The sequence below is a fragment of the Mycobacterium barrassiae genome (genome assembly GCF_025822765.1).
Lineage (GTDB): Bacteria > Actinomycetota > Actinomycetes > Mycobacteriales > Mycobacteriaceae > Mycobacterium > Mycobacterium barrassiae.
Map to the genome: position 1 here is coordinate 41,827 of NZ_JACKUK010000037.1, position 16,577 is coordinate 58,403.

15 protein-coding genes and 1 pseudogene are annotated in these 16,577 nt (G+C 63.9%); 5 read left to right on the forward strand and 11 right to left on the reverse strand.

From position 1 onward, the window contains the following. Positions 1-29 precede the first annotated feature (29 nt). The gene (gene rpsT / locus H7J93_RS25050; RefSeq protein WP_267308995.1) at positions 30-290 is read left to right on the forward strand and encodes a 30S ribosomal protein S20; all 261 of its coding nucleotides are present in this window, start codon (positions 30-32) and stop codon (positions 288-290) included. Positions 291-296: 6 nt separating this feature from the next. Here the strand turns inward: rpsT and holA are convergent, their stop codons facing one another. From holA to H7J93_RS25065, 3 genes are read right to left on the reverse strand one after another with little or no spacing between them, the layout of a single operon-like run. Then, the gene (holA, locus tag H7J93_RS25055; protein ID WP_267308996.1) at positions 297-1,271 is read right to left on the reverse strand and encodes a DNA polymerase III subunit delta; all 975 of its coding nucleotides are present in this window, start codon (positions 1,269-1,271) and stop codon (positions 297-299) included. After that, positions 1,268-2,809 (reverse strand): ComEC/Rec2 family competence protein, encoded by a 1,542-nt coding sequence (locus tag H7J93_RS25060; RefSeq protein ID WP_267309009.1) that lies wholly within the window; start codon positions 2,807-2,809, stop codon positions 1,268-1,270. Before H7J93_RS25060 ends, holA begins: the two co-directional genes overlap by 4 nt. 5 nt (positions 2,810-2,814) lie before the next feature. Then, positions 2,815-3,639 (reverse strand): ComEA family DNA-binding protein, encoded by an 825-nt coding sequence (locus H7J93_RS25065; RefSeq protein WP_267308997.1) that lies wholly within the window; start codon positions 3,637-3,639, stop codon positions 2,815-2,817. Positions 3,640-3,796: 157 nt separating this feature from the next. Between H7J93_RS25065 and H7J93_RS25070 the strand changes: the two genes are divergently transcribed. After that, the gene (locus tag H7J93_RS25070; RefSeq protein WP_267308998.1) at positions 3,797-4,531 is read left to right on the forward strand and encodes a hypothetical protein; all 735 of its coding nucleotides are present in this window, start codon (positions 3,797-3,799) and stop codon (positions 4,529-4,531) included. Between the two features lie 41 nt (positions 4,532-4,572). On the opposite strand, the gene H7J93_RS25075 is transcribed toward H7J93_RS25070, so the two are convergent. Together H7J93_RS25075 and H7J93_RS25080 are read right to left on the reverse strand one after the other, a co-directional pair. Continuing rightward, positions 4,573-5,004, reverse strand: a complete 432-nt coding sequence (locus H7J93_RS25075) for a hypothetical protein (protein WP_372508031.1) — start codon at positions 5,002-5,004, stop codon at positions 4,573-4,575. Positions 5,005-5,080: 76 nt separating this feature from the next. Next, on the reverse strand, positions 5,081-6,388 hold the full coding sequence (locus H7J93_RS25080) for an MFS transporter (RefSeq protein ID WP_308204958.1): 1,308 nt from the start codon (positions 6,386-6,388) through the stop codon (positions 5,081-5,083). A 180-nt stretch (positions 6,389-6,568) separates the two neighbouring features. On the opposite strand from H7J93_RS25080, the gene H7J93_RS25085 reads away from it, so the two are divergent. The 3 genes from H7J93_RS25085 to H7J93_RS25095 all read left to right on the forward strand — a co-directional run bounded on the left by H7J93_RS25085 (position 6,569) and on the right by H7J93_RS25095 (position 8,920). Then, on the forward strand, positions 6,569-7,015 hold the full coding sequence (locus H7J93_RS25085; RefSeq protein ID WP_267309001.1) for a Zn-ribbon domain-containing OB-fold protein: 447 nt from the start codon (positions 6,569-6,571) through the stop codon (positions 7,013-7,015). After that, a complete protein-coding gene (locus H7J93_RS25090) occupies positions 7,012-8,211 on the forward strand; it encodes a lipid-transfer protein (protein ID WP_267309002.1) in 1,200 nt (399 codons plus the stop codon). The genes H7J93_RS25085 and H7J93_RS25090 overlap by 4 nt, the downstream gene beginning before the upstream one ends. Before the next feature lie 196 nt (positions 8,212-8,407). Continuing rightward, entirely contained in the window at positions 8,408-8,920 is a 513-nt protein-coding gene (locus H7J93_RS25095) for an Rv2253/PknI dimerization domain-containing protein (protein ID WP_499893076.1), read from the forward strand. 11 nt (positions 8,921-8,931) lie between these two features. Here H7J93_RS25095 and H7J93_RS25100 read toward each other — a convergent pair whose 3' ends face one another. The 6 genes and pseudogenes from H7J93_RS25100 to H7J93_RS25125 form a co-directional block, all read right to left on the reverse strand. After that, positions 8,932-10,497, reverse strand: coding sequence for an MCE family protein (locus H7J93_RS25100; protein WP_267309003.1), 1,566 nt, complete (start codon positions 10,495-10,497; stop codon positions 8,932-8,934). Beyond that, positions 10,497-11,753 carry an MCE family protein gene (locus tag H7J93_RS25105; RefSeq protein ID WP_267309011.1) on the reverse strand — a complete coding sequence of 419 codons (1,257 nt, stop codon included), beginning with the start codon at positions 11,751-11,753 and terminating at the stop codon, positions 10,497-10,499. Before H7J93_RS25105 ends, H7J93_RS25100 begins: the two co-directional genes overlap by 1 nt. Before the next feature lie 17 nt (positions 11,754-11,770). Continuing rightward, positions 11,771-13,239: pseudogene (locus tag H7J93_RS25110) on the reverse strand (MCE family protein). Then, positions 13,236-14,318, reverse strand: coding sequence for an MCE family protein (locus tag H7J93_RS25115; RefSeq protein ID WP_267309004.1), 1,083 nt, complete (start codon positions 14,316-14,318; stop codon positions 13,236-13,238). The pseudogene H7J93_RS25110 and the gene H7J93_RS25115 overlap by 4 nt, the downstream one beginning before the upstream one ends. Continuing rightward, positions 14,318-15,343: an MCE family protein gene (locus tag H7J93_RS25120; protein ID WP_267309005.1), complete on the reverse strand. Its 1,026-nt coding sequence runs from the start codon at positions 15,341-15,343 to the stop codon at positions 14,318-14,320. Before H7J93_RS25120 ends, H7J93_RS25115 begins: the two co-directional genes overlap by 1 nt. Beyond that, positions 15,340-16,467, reverse strand: coding sequence for an MCE family protein (locus tag H7J93_RS25125; RefSeq protein WP_267309006.1), 1,128 nt, complete (start codon positions 16,465-16,467; stop codon positions 15,340-15,342). Before H7J93_RS25125 ends, H7J93_RS25120 begins: the two co-directional genes overlap by 4 nt. Positions 16,468-16,577: the final 110 nt, after the last annotated feature.

Here is a 16,577-nt window from a genome sequence, read left to right on the forward strand (position 1 = left end):
CCAACCTGGATTTACGAAGGAAAACACGCGTGGCCAACATCAAGTCGCAGGAAAAGCGCATCAAGACCAACGAGCGCCGCAGACTGCGCAACAAGTCGGTGAAGTCGTCGCTTCATACGGCGGTCCGCGGATTCCGGGCAGCCGTCGAGTCCGGCGACAAGGACAAGGCCGGCGAGTTGCTGGTCTCGACCAGCCGCCAGCTCGACAAGGCCGCCAGCAAAGGCGTGATCCACAAGAACCAGGCCGCCAACCGCAAGTCGGCGCTGGCCCGCGCGTTCAACAAGATCTGAGCCCGCTCAGCCCTGGGCGAGTTCGGCGACCTTCCGCACCGCTGACTCCAACGCGTAGTCGGCGTCCGCTGCGGCTCCCTTGACGTCCGCATTCAACGCTGCGACCAGTCGCACCGCCTCCGCGACCGACGCGCGCGACCACCGTCTCGCCTGCTTCTGCGCTTTCTGCACGCGCCACGGCGGCATGCCCAGTTCGGCGGCCAGCCGGTAGGGATCTCCGGACAGTGGTGCCACCCGGGCGATGGTGTGCACGGCCTCGGCCAGAGCATCAGCCAATACGACCTGGGGCTCGCCGCTCATCATGGCCCACCGCAGCGCCTCAGCAGCGCCCGCGACGTCACCTACGACCGCCTTGTCGGCGATGTCGAAACCCTTCACCTCGGCCTTGCCGGAGTGGTAGCGGCGCACGGCGGCGGCGTCCACCTCGCCGTCGGTATCGGCGACCAGTTGCGAGCACACCGAGGCCAGGTCGCGGATGTCGGACCCCACCGCGTCGAGCAGCGCGGTCACTGTGTCGTCGCTGACCTTGACCTTGTGCGCACGGAACTCGCGCCGGACGAAGTCGGCGCGCTCGGCGAACTTGGTGATGCGGGCGCAGGGGTGAACCTCTGCACCCATGCTTTTGAGCTTGTCGGCCAGGGCCTTGGCGCGACCGCCGCCCGAATGGGCGACGATCAGCACGGTTCCCGGCGGCAGGTCGGCGGCGACGTCGGAAATGAGCGCAACGGCGTCCTTGCCCGCGTCGGCTGCGGACTCCAGCACGATCACCCGTTCCTCGGCGAACAATGATGGGCTGAGCAGTTCGGCGAGCTCGCTGGTGCTGACCTCGCCGGCACGCATCCGGTCTACCGGGACTTGGGTCTCATGCGGGCCGGTGCCTGCGTGCTTACGAACGGCGCGGAGCACACTCGACACCGCGCGTTCGACCAGAAACTCTTCGTCCCCGAGCACCAGGTGCAGGCGTGCCGCGTCCTCACTCACCCCACGATCGTGTCATGTCCACCCGACAGACCCGACACCGTCCACGCCAGCCCGACCACGACCGCCACGCATACACCGATCCGTGTCCATCGCCACCGCCACATCACCACCGCGGCTAGTCCCCCTGCACCGACGGTGACGGCGCCCGGCAGTCCGGACGGCACGGAGAGCGCGGCGCCCGGGACCTTCGCCGCCCACCTGGCGACCGTTGACAGCCACCACAATTCGGGTCCGGTGAACCGGATCAGCAGATCCGCACCGGCGGGCCAGACCGGGCAAAGGGCCGCGGCGGAGGTCCCGAGGACGGTGATGGGTGGGATCATCGCGGCGACGGCCAGGTTGGCAGCGACCGACACGACGCTGAACCTTCCTGAGATGCCGGCGATCAGCGGTGCGGTCACCAGTTGGGCGGCTATCGCGACGCACACCGCATCGGCGAGCGGCTTGGGCCAGCCGCGGTCGACCAGGCGCCGCGACCATGCCGGTGCGATGACGACCAGCGCTGCAGTCGCCGACACCGACAGCGCGAAACCCACGTCGACGGCCAGCTCCGGCGAGGCGACCATCAACGCCAGGACCGTCGCCGACAAAGCCGGAAGTGCTTGGCGGCGACGGTGCGACACCACCGCCAACAACGTGACCGCACCCATGATCGCGGCGCGCAGCACACTGGCCGACGGCTGCACGACGATCACGAACACGAGCAACACGAACGCCGCCAGCACGGCGGCCGCACGCGGACCGACCAGCCCGGCACTCAACAGCACCGCGCCGCACACGATGGTCACGTTCGCGCCTGATACGGCAGTCAAATGGGTCAACCCCGACGCGCGAAACTCCGCCGTGGTCTGCTGCGAGAGGGCCGACGTGTCACCCAGCACCAACGCGGGCAGCATCGCCGCCTGATCGGCTGGTAGCGCACGCCGCGCCGCCTCGGCGAACGCGGTGCGGATTCCATGCGCGGCTCGGTACAGCGTTGCCGCTTCGCCCCACGTCGGCCGACCAGTCGCCGACAGCACCGCAACCGTGAGGTCGGACCGTGTCGGCCGGCCGACTTGCGCCCGAAAGCCGACAGGACGGCCGGCGGCGAGCCCCGAAAAGGTTTGGGCCGAGCCGAATACGACGACCCTGCCCGTCGCGTCGTGTCCGTCGAGCGTCCTCACGGACGCACGAAACATCGTCCGGTTGCCGCCCAGCCGCCGTGGGCTTTCGGTCGGTGTGACCTCGACGGTGGCGAGCGTGCCGTAGCGCTGGGTGATCGGGTTCTGCCGCAAGGCATCGACGCGCAGCCCGATCGAGATCGCGAACGCCACGCCGACCACGACCACCGCGACCACCCCCGCACCGATGGCGCGATCATCCGTGTCCTCACCGCGGCCACGCCGCCACCACCCCACCACCCCGGTGACCGCGACCCCCACCGCCAGTGCGATCACCGAACCCGGTATCTGCCACAGGATTCCGGCCGCCGTCACCGACCAGCCGGTTATCGCCGCCGGAACCAGACGCAGGTCGAATCTTGTGCCGCCCGCATCCACCGGTGTCACACATGGACGCGATCGCGAAGCTTGTCCAGCCGCGCCGGCCCGATGCCGTCGACATCACCGAGTTGGTCAACGCTGCTGAAGCGTCCGTTCGCGTCCCGCCAGGCCACAATCGCGGCCGCGGTCACCGGGCCGACTCCGGGCAGCGTGTCCAGCTGCTCGACGGTCGCGGTGTTCAGGTCAACCGAGTCCGGCGGTGCGTCGGCGGTTCCCGAGGCCGGAGGCTCCGCGGACGACGCGGCCGGGCTCGCACCGGGGCTGACCGAGCTGCCCATGACCGTCGGCTCTCCCGGTGCGGGCGCGATGCCGACGACGATTTGCTCACCGTCAGCGAGGCGTCTGGCCATGTTCAGATCCACCAGATCGGCGCCATCGAGCGGGCCGCCTGCGGCGGTGAGCGCGTCCGCGATCCGGGCGCCGGGATCCAGCGTGACCAGCCCGGGCTTACCCACCAGGCCGACCACGCTGACGACCACCGGCTGGTCTGGCGCCGGCGCGCCGGCGGGTGGTTTCGGACTCGCCGACGAGACCATTTGCACCGGTGGCAGTTTGGCCGACGCCACGGGCGGAGATTCGTCACGTGCCAGCGTGAACAGCGTCACCAGCACCGCAACGACGCCGACCCCGCCCAACGCGACGACTCCGGCACGTCCAGGATCGGCTCGTATCGCCGCCACCCAACTCGACGGGCCATCCGACTTTGATTCGGGCAACCATCGGGACAACAACGTGTCCGGCTGCGGCTCGGCATCGGTGCCGGTCTCGGGTTCACTCTCGGAGCCGAGACGCCGGTGAAGCCGCTCGCTAGGCAATTCCGTTCGCATGAGCCGAAGGTAGGCGTGAACGCCGACCGACTCCGCCGCGCTCGGGGACACGCGGGCGCAACTGGGGATCAAATGGCGGTTGTGGATAACCGCGTTGTCTACGATGGATTTCCGGCGTCCGCGTCACAGGGCAATCGCGGCACACAGGGAGTGCAATATGGATCGTCGTGCGCCGATGATCGCTGCTATTGCGTTCGCGGTGCTGTACGGCGTTGCGCTGCTGGCAATTCCGAAGCTGCCCGGCATCGACAAGCCCGGATACGACATCGTTTCCCACATCGAAGAGCACTCAGGGGCATTGCGCGCGCAGGCCTTGTTGCTGGCGTTCGGCTCGCTGGCGTTGGTGGTGGTGCTCGGGTATGCGCGCGAGCGGCTGACGGGCCCGTCTAGCTACGTGTTCACCATCGGCGCCGCGGCGGTGCTGATCCAGGTGTTCGTCGCGACGTGGTTCACCGCGGGACTTGCTCTGCACCCTGGACAGCTCGGCTCCGCCACCGCACGCACGATCGCCGACGTCGTGACCATGTGGGGCCCGCTGCGGACGATCGCGGGGATCATGGTCGCGATACCGATCCTGGTGGCTGCGAACGCCGGACACTTCCCACGGTGGCTGGGGACCGCCGCCGCGGTCTTCACGGTCGAGCAGCTGATCGAAACGATCACCATCATCGGTCCCCCTGCAAGTTTCATCTCGCCAGGCGGCCCCATGAATGCCTATCTCGGTGCGCCGCTGTTCATCCTGTTCTTCCTGGCTCTCGGCGTCGCGTTGTCATTGGAGCGACAACGTGACGGTCAGCGTGCGATCGAGGCACCCCCAGGCTCGGGTGACGAACCGGAGGATGAACCGGAAACAGCAGAGAATGCCGAAAAGGTGAACGAACCGGCGGAATGATCGGCCAGCCGACGCGTGCCGAGCGGCAGGCCGTTCGAGATTTATAAACGCACCAGGGTGAAGGGGTATGTAAAGGTGCCTCCGGGGGCACCGTCACAGCCCGTCGCGAAGTGCGATTCAAGAACGCCCGTTCTCGTCTGTGCATCCCATGTATAGACGTCCCGCGTCGGAATGACGGGGCCGTAATACACATTGCCGCAGCGCAATCCGTCAGGTACATCAACGACCAGCGTGTACTTCCCATCGACGAGGTTGGCGTCTCCACTGTAGGGATATGCCTTCGCGATGGGTTGCGGTATCGCTTGGACGTGCACGCATTCGCCGGGGCATCTGGACATCGCCCACAACCAGGTGTGGAAGTCATACCTGCCTTCGACGTTCATCTGGAAGTTGCCGTAGACGGTGTCGGCATGGGCGCTCGCGGGATGGATCAGAGCGCAGGAGGTGACGACGATGGCTATGAACTGCAGCACGGTTTTCACGACGGCCTCCAGACGATTCAGCATTATGGTCGCTGGCCTAGACGTCATGCGAGTGGTCACGTCCCTGCTAACGGGACAATTCGTCAGGCTCGGCCCGTAATCCGCCGGCATTCGACTGAGGCCAGTCCTCGATTGTCGTGAGATCGACGGCGCCTGGGTTTCTCACGCGCGCAATGGCAAGGATGGTGACACCACCGCAGCCCGCGGCCAGTACCGCCAACGGCGTGCTGCGAACATCGCCAGCCAGTACAACGCTCGCGAGAAGTGGAGTCAACCCGCCCCCGATGAGCGCGGCAAGCTGGTATCCCATCGAAATTCCCGTATAACGAACGCTCGTTCCGAACATCTCTGACAGCAATACCCCCAGCGGCGCGTACATCGCGGACTGCAACACCTGACCAAGGACCATGGCGATGAAGAGCATCGGCACCGAGCGACTGTCGACCAACGCGTACATCGGCCAAGCGAAGACAACAATGCCAACGGCGCCTACAAGAATGATTGCGCGCCTGCCGAAGCGGTCAGAGATGGCGGAGAACATCGGAATGGCGACGAGCGCAGTCAACGACAAGAGCAGCACGCCGGTCATGGCGTCCGACGCGTCATAGCCGATCGTCGTGACATAGCTGATCATGTAGGTGCTGAGCAACGCCGTCAAAGCAAAGGGGCCGATGCCCACTGCCCACGCAAGGAGAAACTGTGACGGTTGGCGTAAGACTTTCATCAGAGGAATGCGTTCCGGAGCGGTAACTTCGTGGAACGCCGGGCTTTCAGGAATGCTGACGCGGATATAGAGGCCCGCCACCAGCAGTACAGCGCTGAGCAGGTATGGGATGCGCCATCCCCACGACAGCAAATCGTCCTCGGGCAGCCATGTGACAATCGTGACGACCACTGTGGCGAGGAGCGCCCCGATGGGAGACCCCATCTGCACCAACCCATTCCAGAATCCCCGACGCGTCGGTTGCGCGTGTTCGGCCGCCATGAGCGTCGCCCCGCCCCACTCACCGCCGAGTGCCACACCCTGGATGACACGCAGTACGACAAGTAGCACGGGCGCCGCAGCACCGATCGCGTGGTAGCCCGGCAGCAGCCCGATCAGGAAGCTGGAGATGCCCATCAACGTCATTGTGAGAACGAGGACCGACTTGCGACCGAGGCGATCACCGAAGTGACCGAACAGGATTCCCCCGATGGGCCGCGCTACATATCCGGCCGCGAACGTTCCGAACGAGGCGATCGTTGCGACCGCCGGGTCGGAGTTCGGAAAGAACACCTTGCCAAACACCAATGCAGCAAGGCTCGCATAGATCAGGAAGTCGTAGTACTCGATCGCGGTGCCGATGAGGCTTGATACGCCGACCCGACGAAGCACCGCCGATGTCGGCTGTTCCCCTCGATTCCCAGCGGACATGGCTTTGGCTTTACTCCCACGAAGGCAGGCGGGCCTGATACGTCCGTTATATCTTCCCCGCCGACTCCCGTAGCTGCTCGATGCCGCTCACCGGGAGACCCGATTGTTCCCTAGCTGTCGCAGTGCGCAGGATGGCGGGTGATGAAGCACGCAATCGACAAGTCTCAGGCCGCGGTTGATGGGTGGTTCGCTACCGATGAGTCGGGTGCGGCGTATCTGATCGGCGGTAAGTGTCATGAGTGTGGGACGTTTGTGTTCCCGCCGCGTGCCAACAACTGTCCCAACCCGGCCTGTGAGGGTGACGAGTTGGCGCAGGTGCCGTTGTCGCGGCGCGGGACGCTGTGGAGCTACACCGAAAACCGTTATGCCCCACCACCTCCCTACCCCGCACCTGACCCGTTCGAGCCGTTCGCGGTGGCCGCAGTCGAGTTGGCCGACGAGGGTCTGATCGTGTTGGGCAAGGTCGTGGAGGGCACACTGGCCGCCGACCTGAAGGTCGGCATGCCGATGGAGCTGACCACCATGGCGCTGTACGTCGATGACGACGGCGTCGAACGCGTCGTACACGCCTGGAGGATCGCCTCATGAGCCCTGAACCGGTCTACATCCTGGGTGCGGGGATGCATCCGTGGGGCAAATGGGGCCGCGACTTCACCGAATACGGCGTCGTGGCCGCGCGCGCCGCGCTGGCCGACGCCGGCCTGCACTGGCGCCAGATCCAGCTCGTCGCCGGTGCCGACACCATCCGCAACGGCTATCCGGGGTTCGTCGCCGGGGCGACGTTCGCCCAAAAGCTGGGCTGGAACGGCGTCCCGGTCACCTCCAGCTACGCCGCGTGCGCCAGCGGTTCACAAGCCTTGCAGAGCGCCCGCGCCCAGATCCTGGCCGGCTTGTGCGACGTCGCGCTGGTCATCGGCGCCGACACCACCCCCAAAGGGTTTTTCGCCCCGGTCGGCGGTGAACGCAAAAACGACCCCGACTGGCAGCGCTTCCATCTGATCGGGGCCACCAACACGGTGTACTTCGCGCTGCTGGCGCGCCGGCGCATGGACCTCTACGGCGCCACACTCGAGGATTTCGCCCAGGTGAAGGTCAAAAACGCCCGCCACGGCCTCAACAACCCCAACGCCCGCTACCGCAAGGAAAGCTCGGTCGACGACGTGCTGGCCAGCCCGGTGGTCTCTGATCCCCTACGGCTGCTCGACATCTGCGCCACCTCCGACGGCGCAGCCGCAGTGATCGTGGCCAGCAAGTCGTTCACCGAAAAACACCTCGGTACCGTCGCCGGGGTGCCCTCAGTGCGCGCGATCAGCCTGCAAACCCCGCAATACCCCCAGCACCTACCCGAACTACCCGACATCGCCACCGACTCCACCGCCGCAGCACCCGCCCCCCAGCGAGTCTTCAAAGACCAAATCCTCGACGCCGCCTACACCGAAGCCGGGATCGGCCCCCAAGACCTCAGCCTGGCCGAGGTCTACGACCTCTCCACCGCCCTGGAACTGGACTGGTATGAGCACCTCGGGCTGTGCGCCAAAGGCGAAGCCGAACAACTGCTGCGCAGCGGCGCCACCACCATCGGCGGCACCATCCCGGTCAACCCCTCAGGCGGGCTGGCCTGCTTCGGCGAAGCCATCCCCGCACAAGCAATCGCACAAGTCTGCGAACTCACCTGGCAACTCAAAGGCCAAGCCACCGGACGCCAAGTCGAAAACGCCACCGTCGGCATCACCGCCAACCAAGGCCTATTCGGACACGGCTCCTCAGTCATCGTCGCCCGCTAACCCGACCTTCGGAGCGCCGAGACTACGGTTTCTGACGACCTTTCAGCCGAATCCCGTCACAAACCGTAGTCTCGACGGCCCACGGTTGGCCCGACGCCGGTCCTCGATATCCCGCTGAACGGATCATCGACCCCGGCACCCGTGTATCGGTTCTACTCTGTTCTGTTAACGGTTTTCCTGGCCTAAGGAGCGGTCGATGCGGGTTATGCGAGTCGCCATCGCGGCACTGGCGATGGGAGTCGTCGGACTCGAATCCACGCCCACCGCAATCGCTTCGGACGACGAGTGGGGGCTGAATGGCACCTACATCGCGACCTCAAACGGTGAGTACGCGAAGAAGAATGAAGTTTTCCGGGAAGAGGCAAGCCTACGGAGCACGTGGACCATTTCGACGGAATGCAGCTATCCCACAGAGTGCACGGGCACGGTGGTCAGTGACTTCGGCTGGACCGCACCGATCTACAAGACCAGTGGCGTCTGGTACGTCAAGCACACAGTAGATAACTGGGAGCCGTGTCCGGATGGCACTGCTGAGCCGGGGCTGCAGGTCTTCAGATTCGTACCGGTCATCGAAGACGGCAGCATGACCGACCCGGGGTCGACAACGCTCGTAGGCGAGGATCAGACCACGGGGCCCAGTGGCGCATGCGGAATCAGCAAGCCGTTGTTCATCAGCATGCCGTTCAAGTTGGTGAAGACGGCTGACTGACCCAGAGCGGGTCAGCCGACCTTGAAGAAGTCCTGCCACGTCCGGGGACCGGCGGCCACCAAATCGGTCTGGCGGAACACCTTTCCGGCCGGAGTGGCGTACTGGCCCGTCTGCGGATCATAGGTGGCAAACGCGACCGACGGGCCGACCGCTTCGGGTTGAATCGATGCGCTCGGGGCCACTGGAGTGTTCTCACCAGCGATGGTCGGAGCTTGCGGGAGCATCGGGGACGACGGTAGTGGTACGGGCTGGGCGACTTCGGCCGGAGGCATGGGCGTGCCCTCGACCGGTGCGTAGATCCGCTCGTCAGAGTCGATCCTGTCGTCCGGCGGTACTCCTTGCGCGATCAAGTTGGGATCGATCGGATAGGGGCCAAGCGCGTGCTGGCGCAACGCCAAAGGCTCGAAAGGCTTGTCACTCTCGCATATTTCGACGGTCGGAGCCCGCTTACCGGGATGGCCCATACAGGGATAGTTTCGCGCACCGCGGACACCGATCGGCGAATCCTGCGGCAGTTTGCAATACAGCCCGTCGGGAGTGTCGACTATCGAAGTGTCTTCTGGCGATCGCCACATGTTGGGAGGGAGAAAGCCAACCGTGCACGCAGGCGGATCGTTCATCACCATCGTGAAGTCGCCCAACGCCATACCTGTGGGATTGTTCCGTGATACGCCGACCGTTTGCGTCGCAGCGACGTAGGGCGGCAGCAGCACGAGCAGTTGCTCGAGTGAGGCATGGTAGGTCACCCCGACCTCACCCAGCGCAACGAGATTCGCCAGCAGTACCGGCACCGTTGGCTTCACTTGGTTGAACAACCGCGATGCCTCGTCGGCTGCGCTCGGCCCGATCTCGAGGACAGTCCGGATTTGAGGATCGTTGGCGTCCAACTGGGCAGTGATTCCCGCGAGACTGCGCGCCCACGTCCGGATGGCGTCCGCGGACTGTACCTGGCCTTCCAACAGCGGCCGACTGTCGTCGATCAAGGTCCGTGTCCGCTCGGAAACGGTGTTGGCGTCGCCGATTACTTCGGCCGATGAGTCGAACAGCGAGCCCAGGTCATATGCCGCCCCGTCCAGGCCCTTGTACGACTCGTCGAGCAGTGCGCTGATCCTGTCTTTGGGGATGCTGTCGACCAGCGCGCTGACCTCGTCGAGCATCGGTCCGACCGCTTGCGGAATCGAGGTCTGCTGCTTCGGAATAACGCTGCCGTCTTGCAGATAGGGGCCTTCTGCGTTCGGGGGTGTCAGGTCGACGTACTGCTCGCCAACCGCGGACACACTGCGGACATGTGCCTGCGAGGATGCTGGAATTTTCGGCGATGTGTTCAGCGACAGGGTGGCGACGGCGCCCTCACGGGTCGGACGCACGTCCATGACTTTCCCGACCTGCACGCCGCGGTAGGTCACGTTCGAGAAGCGGTAAAGCCCACCAGTGCCGGGCAGTTCCAGTTTGACCGTGATGCGCCCGACCCCCAACAGAGTCGGTACCTGCATATAGCTCACCAACATCACCGCCACACCGATGACCGACGCGATGGTGAAGATGATCAGCTGATTTCGGACGAAGCGCGTCAGCATCAGTTACCTCCCTGCCCTGCCGACACTTCGGATTCCGAGACGGCCGCGACACCGGGTTCCGGTTCAGCGGTCGAACCATCGACTGTCCCCATAGTTGCCGCCGGATCACCATGGGACTGTGCGGATTCCACGAGTGGCGGAAGATCGGCCACTTCTTGCGGCTGCGCCGTGATCGGTGCCTTGAGCGGATCGAGAGTGTGCGTCAGATACCACGGATCGCCCGGCGCCGGCACCATCGGGGCGCCTTCCTGTCCCCACCGAGTGCCCAGGAACAGGCCTCGCTTGAGCCGCGGAATTGTGAAGTCGAAGATGATGAACTGATTCATGTAGTCGCCGCGGATGGCGCGGTCGATGAAGCTCTGCGTGTATGGGAACGTCGGCGCGTAGGTGAGCACCGTGCCCAAGTCCGGGCCCACATCTGCGAGAGCACGCAGGGTTGGCTCGAGGTTCTCGAGATTCCGCACGAGGTCCGCCTGCGAGTCGTGGATCAGTGCCGTGGCCGTATCACTGAAGCGGCCGAGCTTGGTCAGAGCTTCGGTGATTCTCGGCCGTTCCCTGATCAGCACGTCCAGCGCCGGCGGAATGCGTTTCAGTGCCGCGGCGAGCACATCGCGTTGAGCGGCAAAGGTGCCCGCGAGCCGGTCCATCGCGACGATCGATGCGTTGATGTCGTCACGTTGCGAATCGAGCATCCCGACAAAGTCATTCAACCGGATGAGCAGATCCCTGATCTGACTTTCGCGTCCGTTCAGAGCGGCATTGAACTCCCTGACGATGTCTCCGACCTGCCCCAGTCCCCCGCCGTTGACAATGACCGACAGCGAGGACAGCGTTTGCTCGGTCGACGGGTACGTCGAGGAGCGATTCAGATCAAGGGTCGCGCCGACCGGCAGAGCGCCGACGGGCGCTTGTCCCAACGGTGGATCCAGCGCCAGATGCATCGACCCCAGCAGGCTTGTCTGCCCTACTGTGGCGACCGCGTTGGCTGGTACCGCAACCCCCGGCCGAACCGATACCTCGACGTCGGCGTGCCAATTGCGGACCTTCATCTTTCTGACGGTGCCGACGACGACATCACCGATCAGGACTGGTGAGTTCGGTTCGAGCGTACCGACATTGGCGATTTGCACGTGATACACAACCGCGTCGTGACCACTTGCGACGGTCCCGGGCAACGGCAGCGAATTCAGACCTTCGAACGAACAGCCCGTGACGGTCAAGCAGATGCACGATGGTATTGCCAGCAGCCGACAGATGAACCTGCGTACGCTCGTCACGGCGTCGCCCCTGCCCCGTGCAACGCCGGGGGTTGTGCCGACACGGGAGCCTCGGCCGGCAGCAACATGTCCTCGAATTTCTTGACGTCCGGTACGGGCGCTGTGGGCACGCCGGGGGGAACCGGCGCGCCGGGGAACAGTGCCGGCGTCGGAGCTGCGGGCAGACCTGTCGGTGCATACACCCCTGGAGGCCCGGGCGGCGGACCGTTCCAGCCGGGAGGCGGCGGAACGTCGCCGGCACCGGTGTATGCCGAGACTGCCGGGGAGATCTCGGGCGGCAATGGGGCACCCCCGGTTCCGCCGGGCGCTAACGCCGGATCTGAGTAGATGAGATTGCCGGGACTCGGTGATTTTTGCAGGTACGCATTGAACGGCATTGGTAGGTAATTGAAATTGAGGAGGCGCAGAGCCGGGCCCAGATATTGCGAACAGAGTTTGGAGGTTTCCGGTGCTGTCGCGTTGTTGACTGCTCCGATGGCGGAGCAGATCAGTTGTACCGGGTTCGAGAAGTTCGACAGCGCGAACCCTCCGATCATGGTTCCGGTGTCGGGGTTATAGATGTTGTATCCGTTGCCGATCGCGTTCGGCGCAGCATGCAGCACGTTCTTCAGAGTCATCCGATTGTCGGCCAGGTTCTGCGTCACGCTCGCTAGGCGCTCGATCTGCTCGGCGGTCTGGTCGCGGCTGCCTGCGACGAATCGCTTCACCTCGCCGACGGCCTCCGACAGGTTCGTCAGTGCGCCGTCAAGGTCGGTTCTGCTGGCATCCACGATGCTGCTGACGGTTGCCAGGCGATCCTGGAACTGCACGATTTGAGTGTTGCTTTCGCGCAGCGCCGTAACGAATGTCTGAAGGCTCTTGATGATGTCAACGATGTTCCCGCTTCCGTCGGCAAGGATGCGGCCCACTTGGGAAAGCTGCGTTATCGTCTCGCGCAACTTGTCACCGTTACCGTCCATTGCTGCGGCCGAGCTGTCGATGAATCGACCAACCGATGTCGTGGAGACGTCACCGTCGGGGCCCAGGTCCGTTGCCAGCCGCATGAGTTGGTCTTTGACCTCGTCCCACTCGACGGGGATTGCGGTGCGATCCACACCGATGACCGCACCGTCCGGCATTGTCGGTCCGCTCGATTCGTACGCGGGCGCAAGCTGTACGTAACGCGCGGCGACCAGTTTTGAGCCACGATGACCGCCTTCGCATCAGCGGGGATCGGCACATCACGATCGACAGCGAGCCGGATTCGTGCTTGGGCCCCGTCCGGCTCGATGGAGCGAATCGTGCCCACCTTGACACCGGAAACCCGGACCTCGTCACCGGGATAGATTGCGGTCGCAGAGGTGAAGTACGCCGTGATGATTCTCGGAGCGAAGAAGGCTTGACGTACCAATACGACTGACCCCGCCACCAGCAGTCCGATCAACACAACCAGCAGCACTCTGCTCAGCCGTGCGTGTTGGTTCATCGGCTACCACCCGGAATGCCGTTGTACGGGAAGGGGAATTCCGCACGTGGACCGGCGTTGTCCGGCGGTTGGCCGGCATTGACTCCCCGCCTGAAGCCGAATATGTAGTCGAGGAAGGGCTGCAGGGCTTGCGATGGCAGCAAGTTCCCGACAAACGCGTTGTAGTAAAACCCGTTGTTGACCGCTTCGCCCTGGGTGATTTGGTATTTCGCCAGTCCGGTGAGGGCCTTTGCGATGTTGTCGCGGTTCCGCTCGAGCACCTCGTACACGGAGTTCAACTTCTGCAGTGTCGGCGCGAGTTCCTGCTCGTTGTCGCGCACCAGACCGGTCAGCAGCTGGGCCACCGCGGACGTGTTGGCGAGCAGATTGACAATCGCATAGCGGCGTTGCTCGAGTATCGCCATGAAGTCGTTCGCGTTGAGAATCAGGGCGTTCAACTGCTGACTGCGTTCGGACAGGATTCCTGTGACGTCAGCAGCGCTGTCGAGCAGCCTTCCGAGCGTCTCGTCACGTCCGTTCAACGATTGCGACAGTCGACTGAGCCCATCGAAGGTCGGTCGGAGTTGAGGTGCGAGCCTGTCGATCGTGTCGGACAGGATGTCCAGGGATTGGGTCAGCGACGCGGTGTCGGTTGTTGCGGTGTTGGCGGTGAACTCACTGACGGCCTCGGTCAAGGAATAGGGCGAAGAGGTGCGTGACAACGGGATCATGTCCGCCGGTCTCATCGAATGATCTCCGGCCGGCTCCAATGTCAAAATCCGCTCACCGAGCAACGTTCCGGTGCGGATGTGGGCAGTGGTGTCCGTACCGAGTCGAACTCGGCCGTCGACGCTGAATGTCACAAGTGCCTTGCCCTTGTCCAACGTCACATCGGAGACCGAGCCGACTTTCGTTCCGGAAACTTTGACCTCATTGCCCGTCGTCAGCCCGCCGGCTTCGGAGAACAATGCCTGGTACTTGACCGACGTCGCCAATGCCCACAACCGTTCGGGTTGCAGGCCGACGGCGATGACGAGCACGATCAGGACCGTGCCGATGAAGCCGGCACGAATGAGTGAGGATCCGCGGTATTTCTCCATCAGGGCTCCGCACACCTTCCAGTGTTCTGAATGATCCAGGGGAAGTAGGCGGTGCGGCCCTGCAGATCGGTGACCCGTACGGACAGGCCGCATAGGTACTGATTCAAGAAGCTTCCATAGGCGCCGAGTCTGACCAGCTTCTTGTAGTTCTCAGGTGCCTTCTGCAACGAGATGTCCAGCAGCGGTTTGTCTTTCTCGAGCAACGGCGCGACCCGGTTGAGTTCGTCGATGCTGCCCGCAAGCGGTGCGCGTGCCTGACCGAGCAGGTCGGCGAGTGAGGCGGTCCCGTTGTCGAGCGCCGTGATCGCTTCTCCGATGGGATCCTGGTCAGCCGCCAAGCCCGTGATCAACTGCTCCAGGCGGTCGACGGCACCCGAGAACTTTTCGCCGTCCCTGGAGATAGTGGCCATGACCACGCTGAGGTTGTCGATCAGCTGCTGCACTGTCTGACCGTTGTCAGCAATGGTGTTGGTGAATGACGCCGTCTTGGCGAAAAGCGACTCCACATTCCCGCTTTGGCCCTGCAGAATCTGGATCAGGGAATTCGTCAGGGCGTTGACGTCTTGGGGATTGAGACCTCGGATCACCGGCTTCAATCCACCGAGAAGTAAGTCGAGATCCAGCGCCGACTCGGTGCGGTCACGTGGAATCTGCGAGCCCGGCGGCGCGATCTTGGTCGAGCCCGGGCCATCGAGGAGCTCCAGGTACCGATCGCCGACGAGGTTGAGGTATCGCACCGCGGCCTTGGTGCCCGTGGTGAGCACCACATCGGGAGAAGCGTCGAACGCGACGACGACGGAGTTGTCCGACTGCAGCGACACGTCGTTGACGGTGCCGATCCGAATGCCAGAAACTCGCACGGAGTCACCAGGTTTCAGGCTTGACACATCGGCGAAGACTGCGGAGTAGCTGTTTGCCGGACCCGTACGGTACTGCGCGAAGATCGCGAAGAGAGCTCCGGTCAACAGCAGCATCACAATGCCGAAGACGCCGAACTTGACGATGGTGCCGACTGAGCGGGTCATCCCGGCATTCCGGTCTGTGCGGTGTTGCGCGGCGGGCCGTCCAGCGGGCCGAACAGCGCCTCTTTCAGAGCATCCGAGTTGAGCAGAATGCCCTGATTACCGTATTGCGCCCGGTTGGCGCCGATGTCGGACACGACGTACGGTGCGCGCACCTCGTAACCGATATCCGGGAGCCGCCCACACTGTGGTCCTCCAGTAGCGGCAACCTTCGGCAGGTTTTGTGGGTACCGATACCTTTCGGAGCCGAGTACGAACGAATCCAGCAGGAGGACACCGGGAACGGGTGAGGGTGGGGCCGTAGCCAGCGGCACCATACCGGTCAGTAGACAGTTGAGTGCGGCGTTGTACTGGTTGGTCAAGTCGGTCGTTGGCACGAGCGCATGGACCAGGTCTGTGATCGCCGTTCGGTTCGCAGAGAGCACATCGTCACCGATCTCGGCGAAACCGATCGCGCTCAAGAGCAGGGTGTCCAGGTCCTGCTGCTTGTCGACGACCGTGTCGCTCAATCGAGTCGAGGCATCGACGATTCTCATTAGGTCGGGGCCGGCGTCGGCGTATGCGTCGAGTACCTCGGGCGCCATTGCGATGTCCTGGCTGAGGTTGTCCAGGCTTGGGTTGATCGTCGCGAGCATTTGGTCCAAGTCCGACAACGTTTGGCCGAACTTCTCACCTCGGCCATTGAGGCCCTTGGCAAATGCACCCAACGTCTCGTTGAGCTTTGCGGGTTCGATCTTGTTCAGCACGGCCACGAGCTGCTGGAAGACGGTGTTGATTTCGACGGTGACGTGATTCGCCCCGAGAACCTGTCCGGACCGCAGTGACTGCGCGGAAGGATCTGTGGGCGGAACGAACTCGACGAACTTCGCGCCGAATACGGTCGATGAGGTGATGTCGACACGCACATTGGCTGGAATCAGATCCATCGCCGACGGATCGATCGCGAGATGGATTGCCGCTTTCCCATCCGGGAGTGCCTCGATCGCAGCCACGCTGCCTACTTGCGCGCCATGAAGTTTGACTCGCGCGTCGGGGTTCATGACGAGTCCGGCGCGGTCGGCGATGACGGTGACGGGCACGGTGTCGGCCCAGCTGCCGCGGAAAAGGCTGACCGCCGAGCTTGTCAAGATTTCTGTGTAGGTGGCCGTTATAGGTAGGGGTTGATTCGTTCGGGGTAGGTCAGGGCCAATGCGCCCAGCGCTTGTTTCCAGCCGTTGGTGCGTGCGCCTTCGACCAG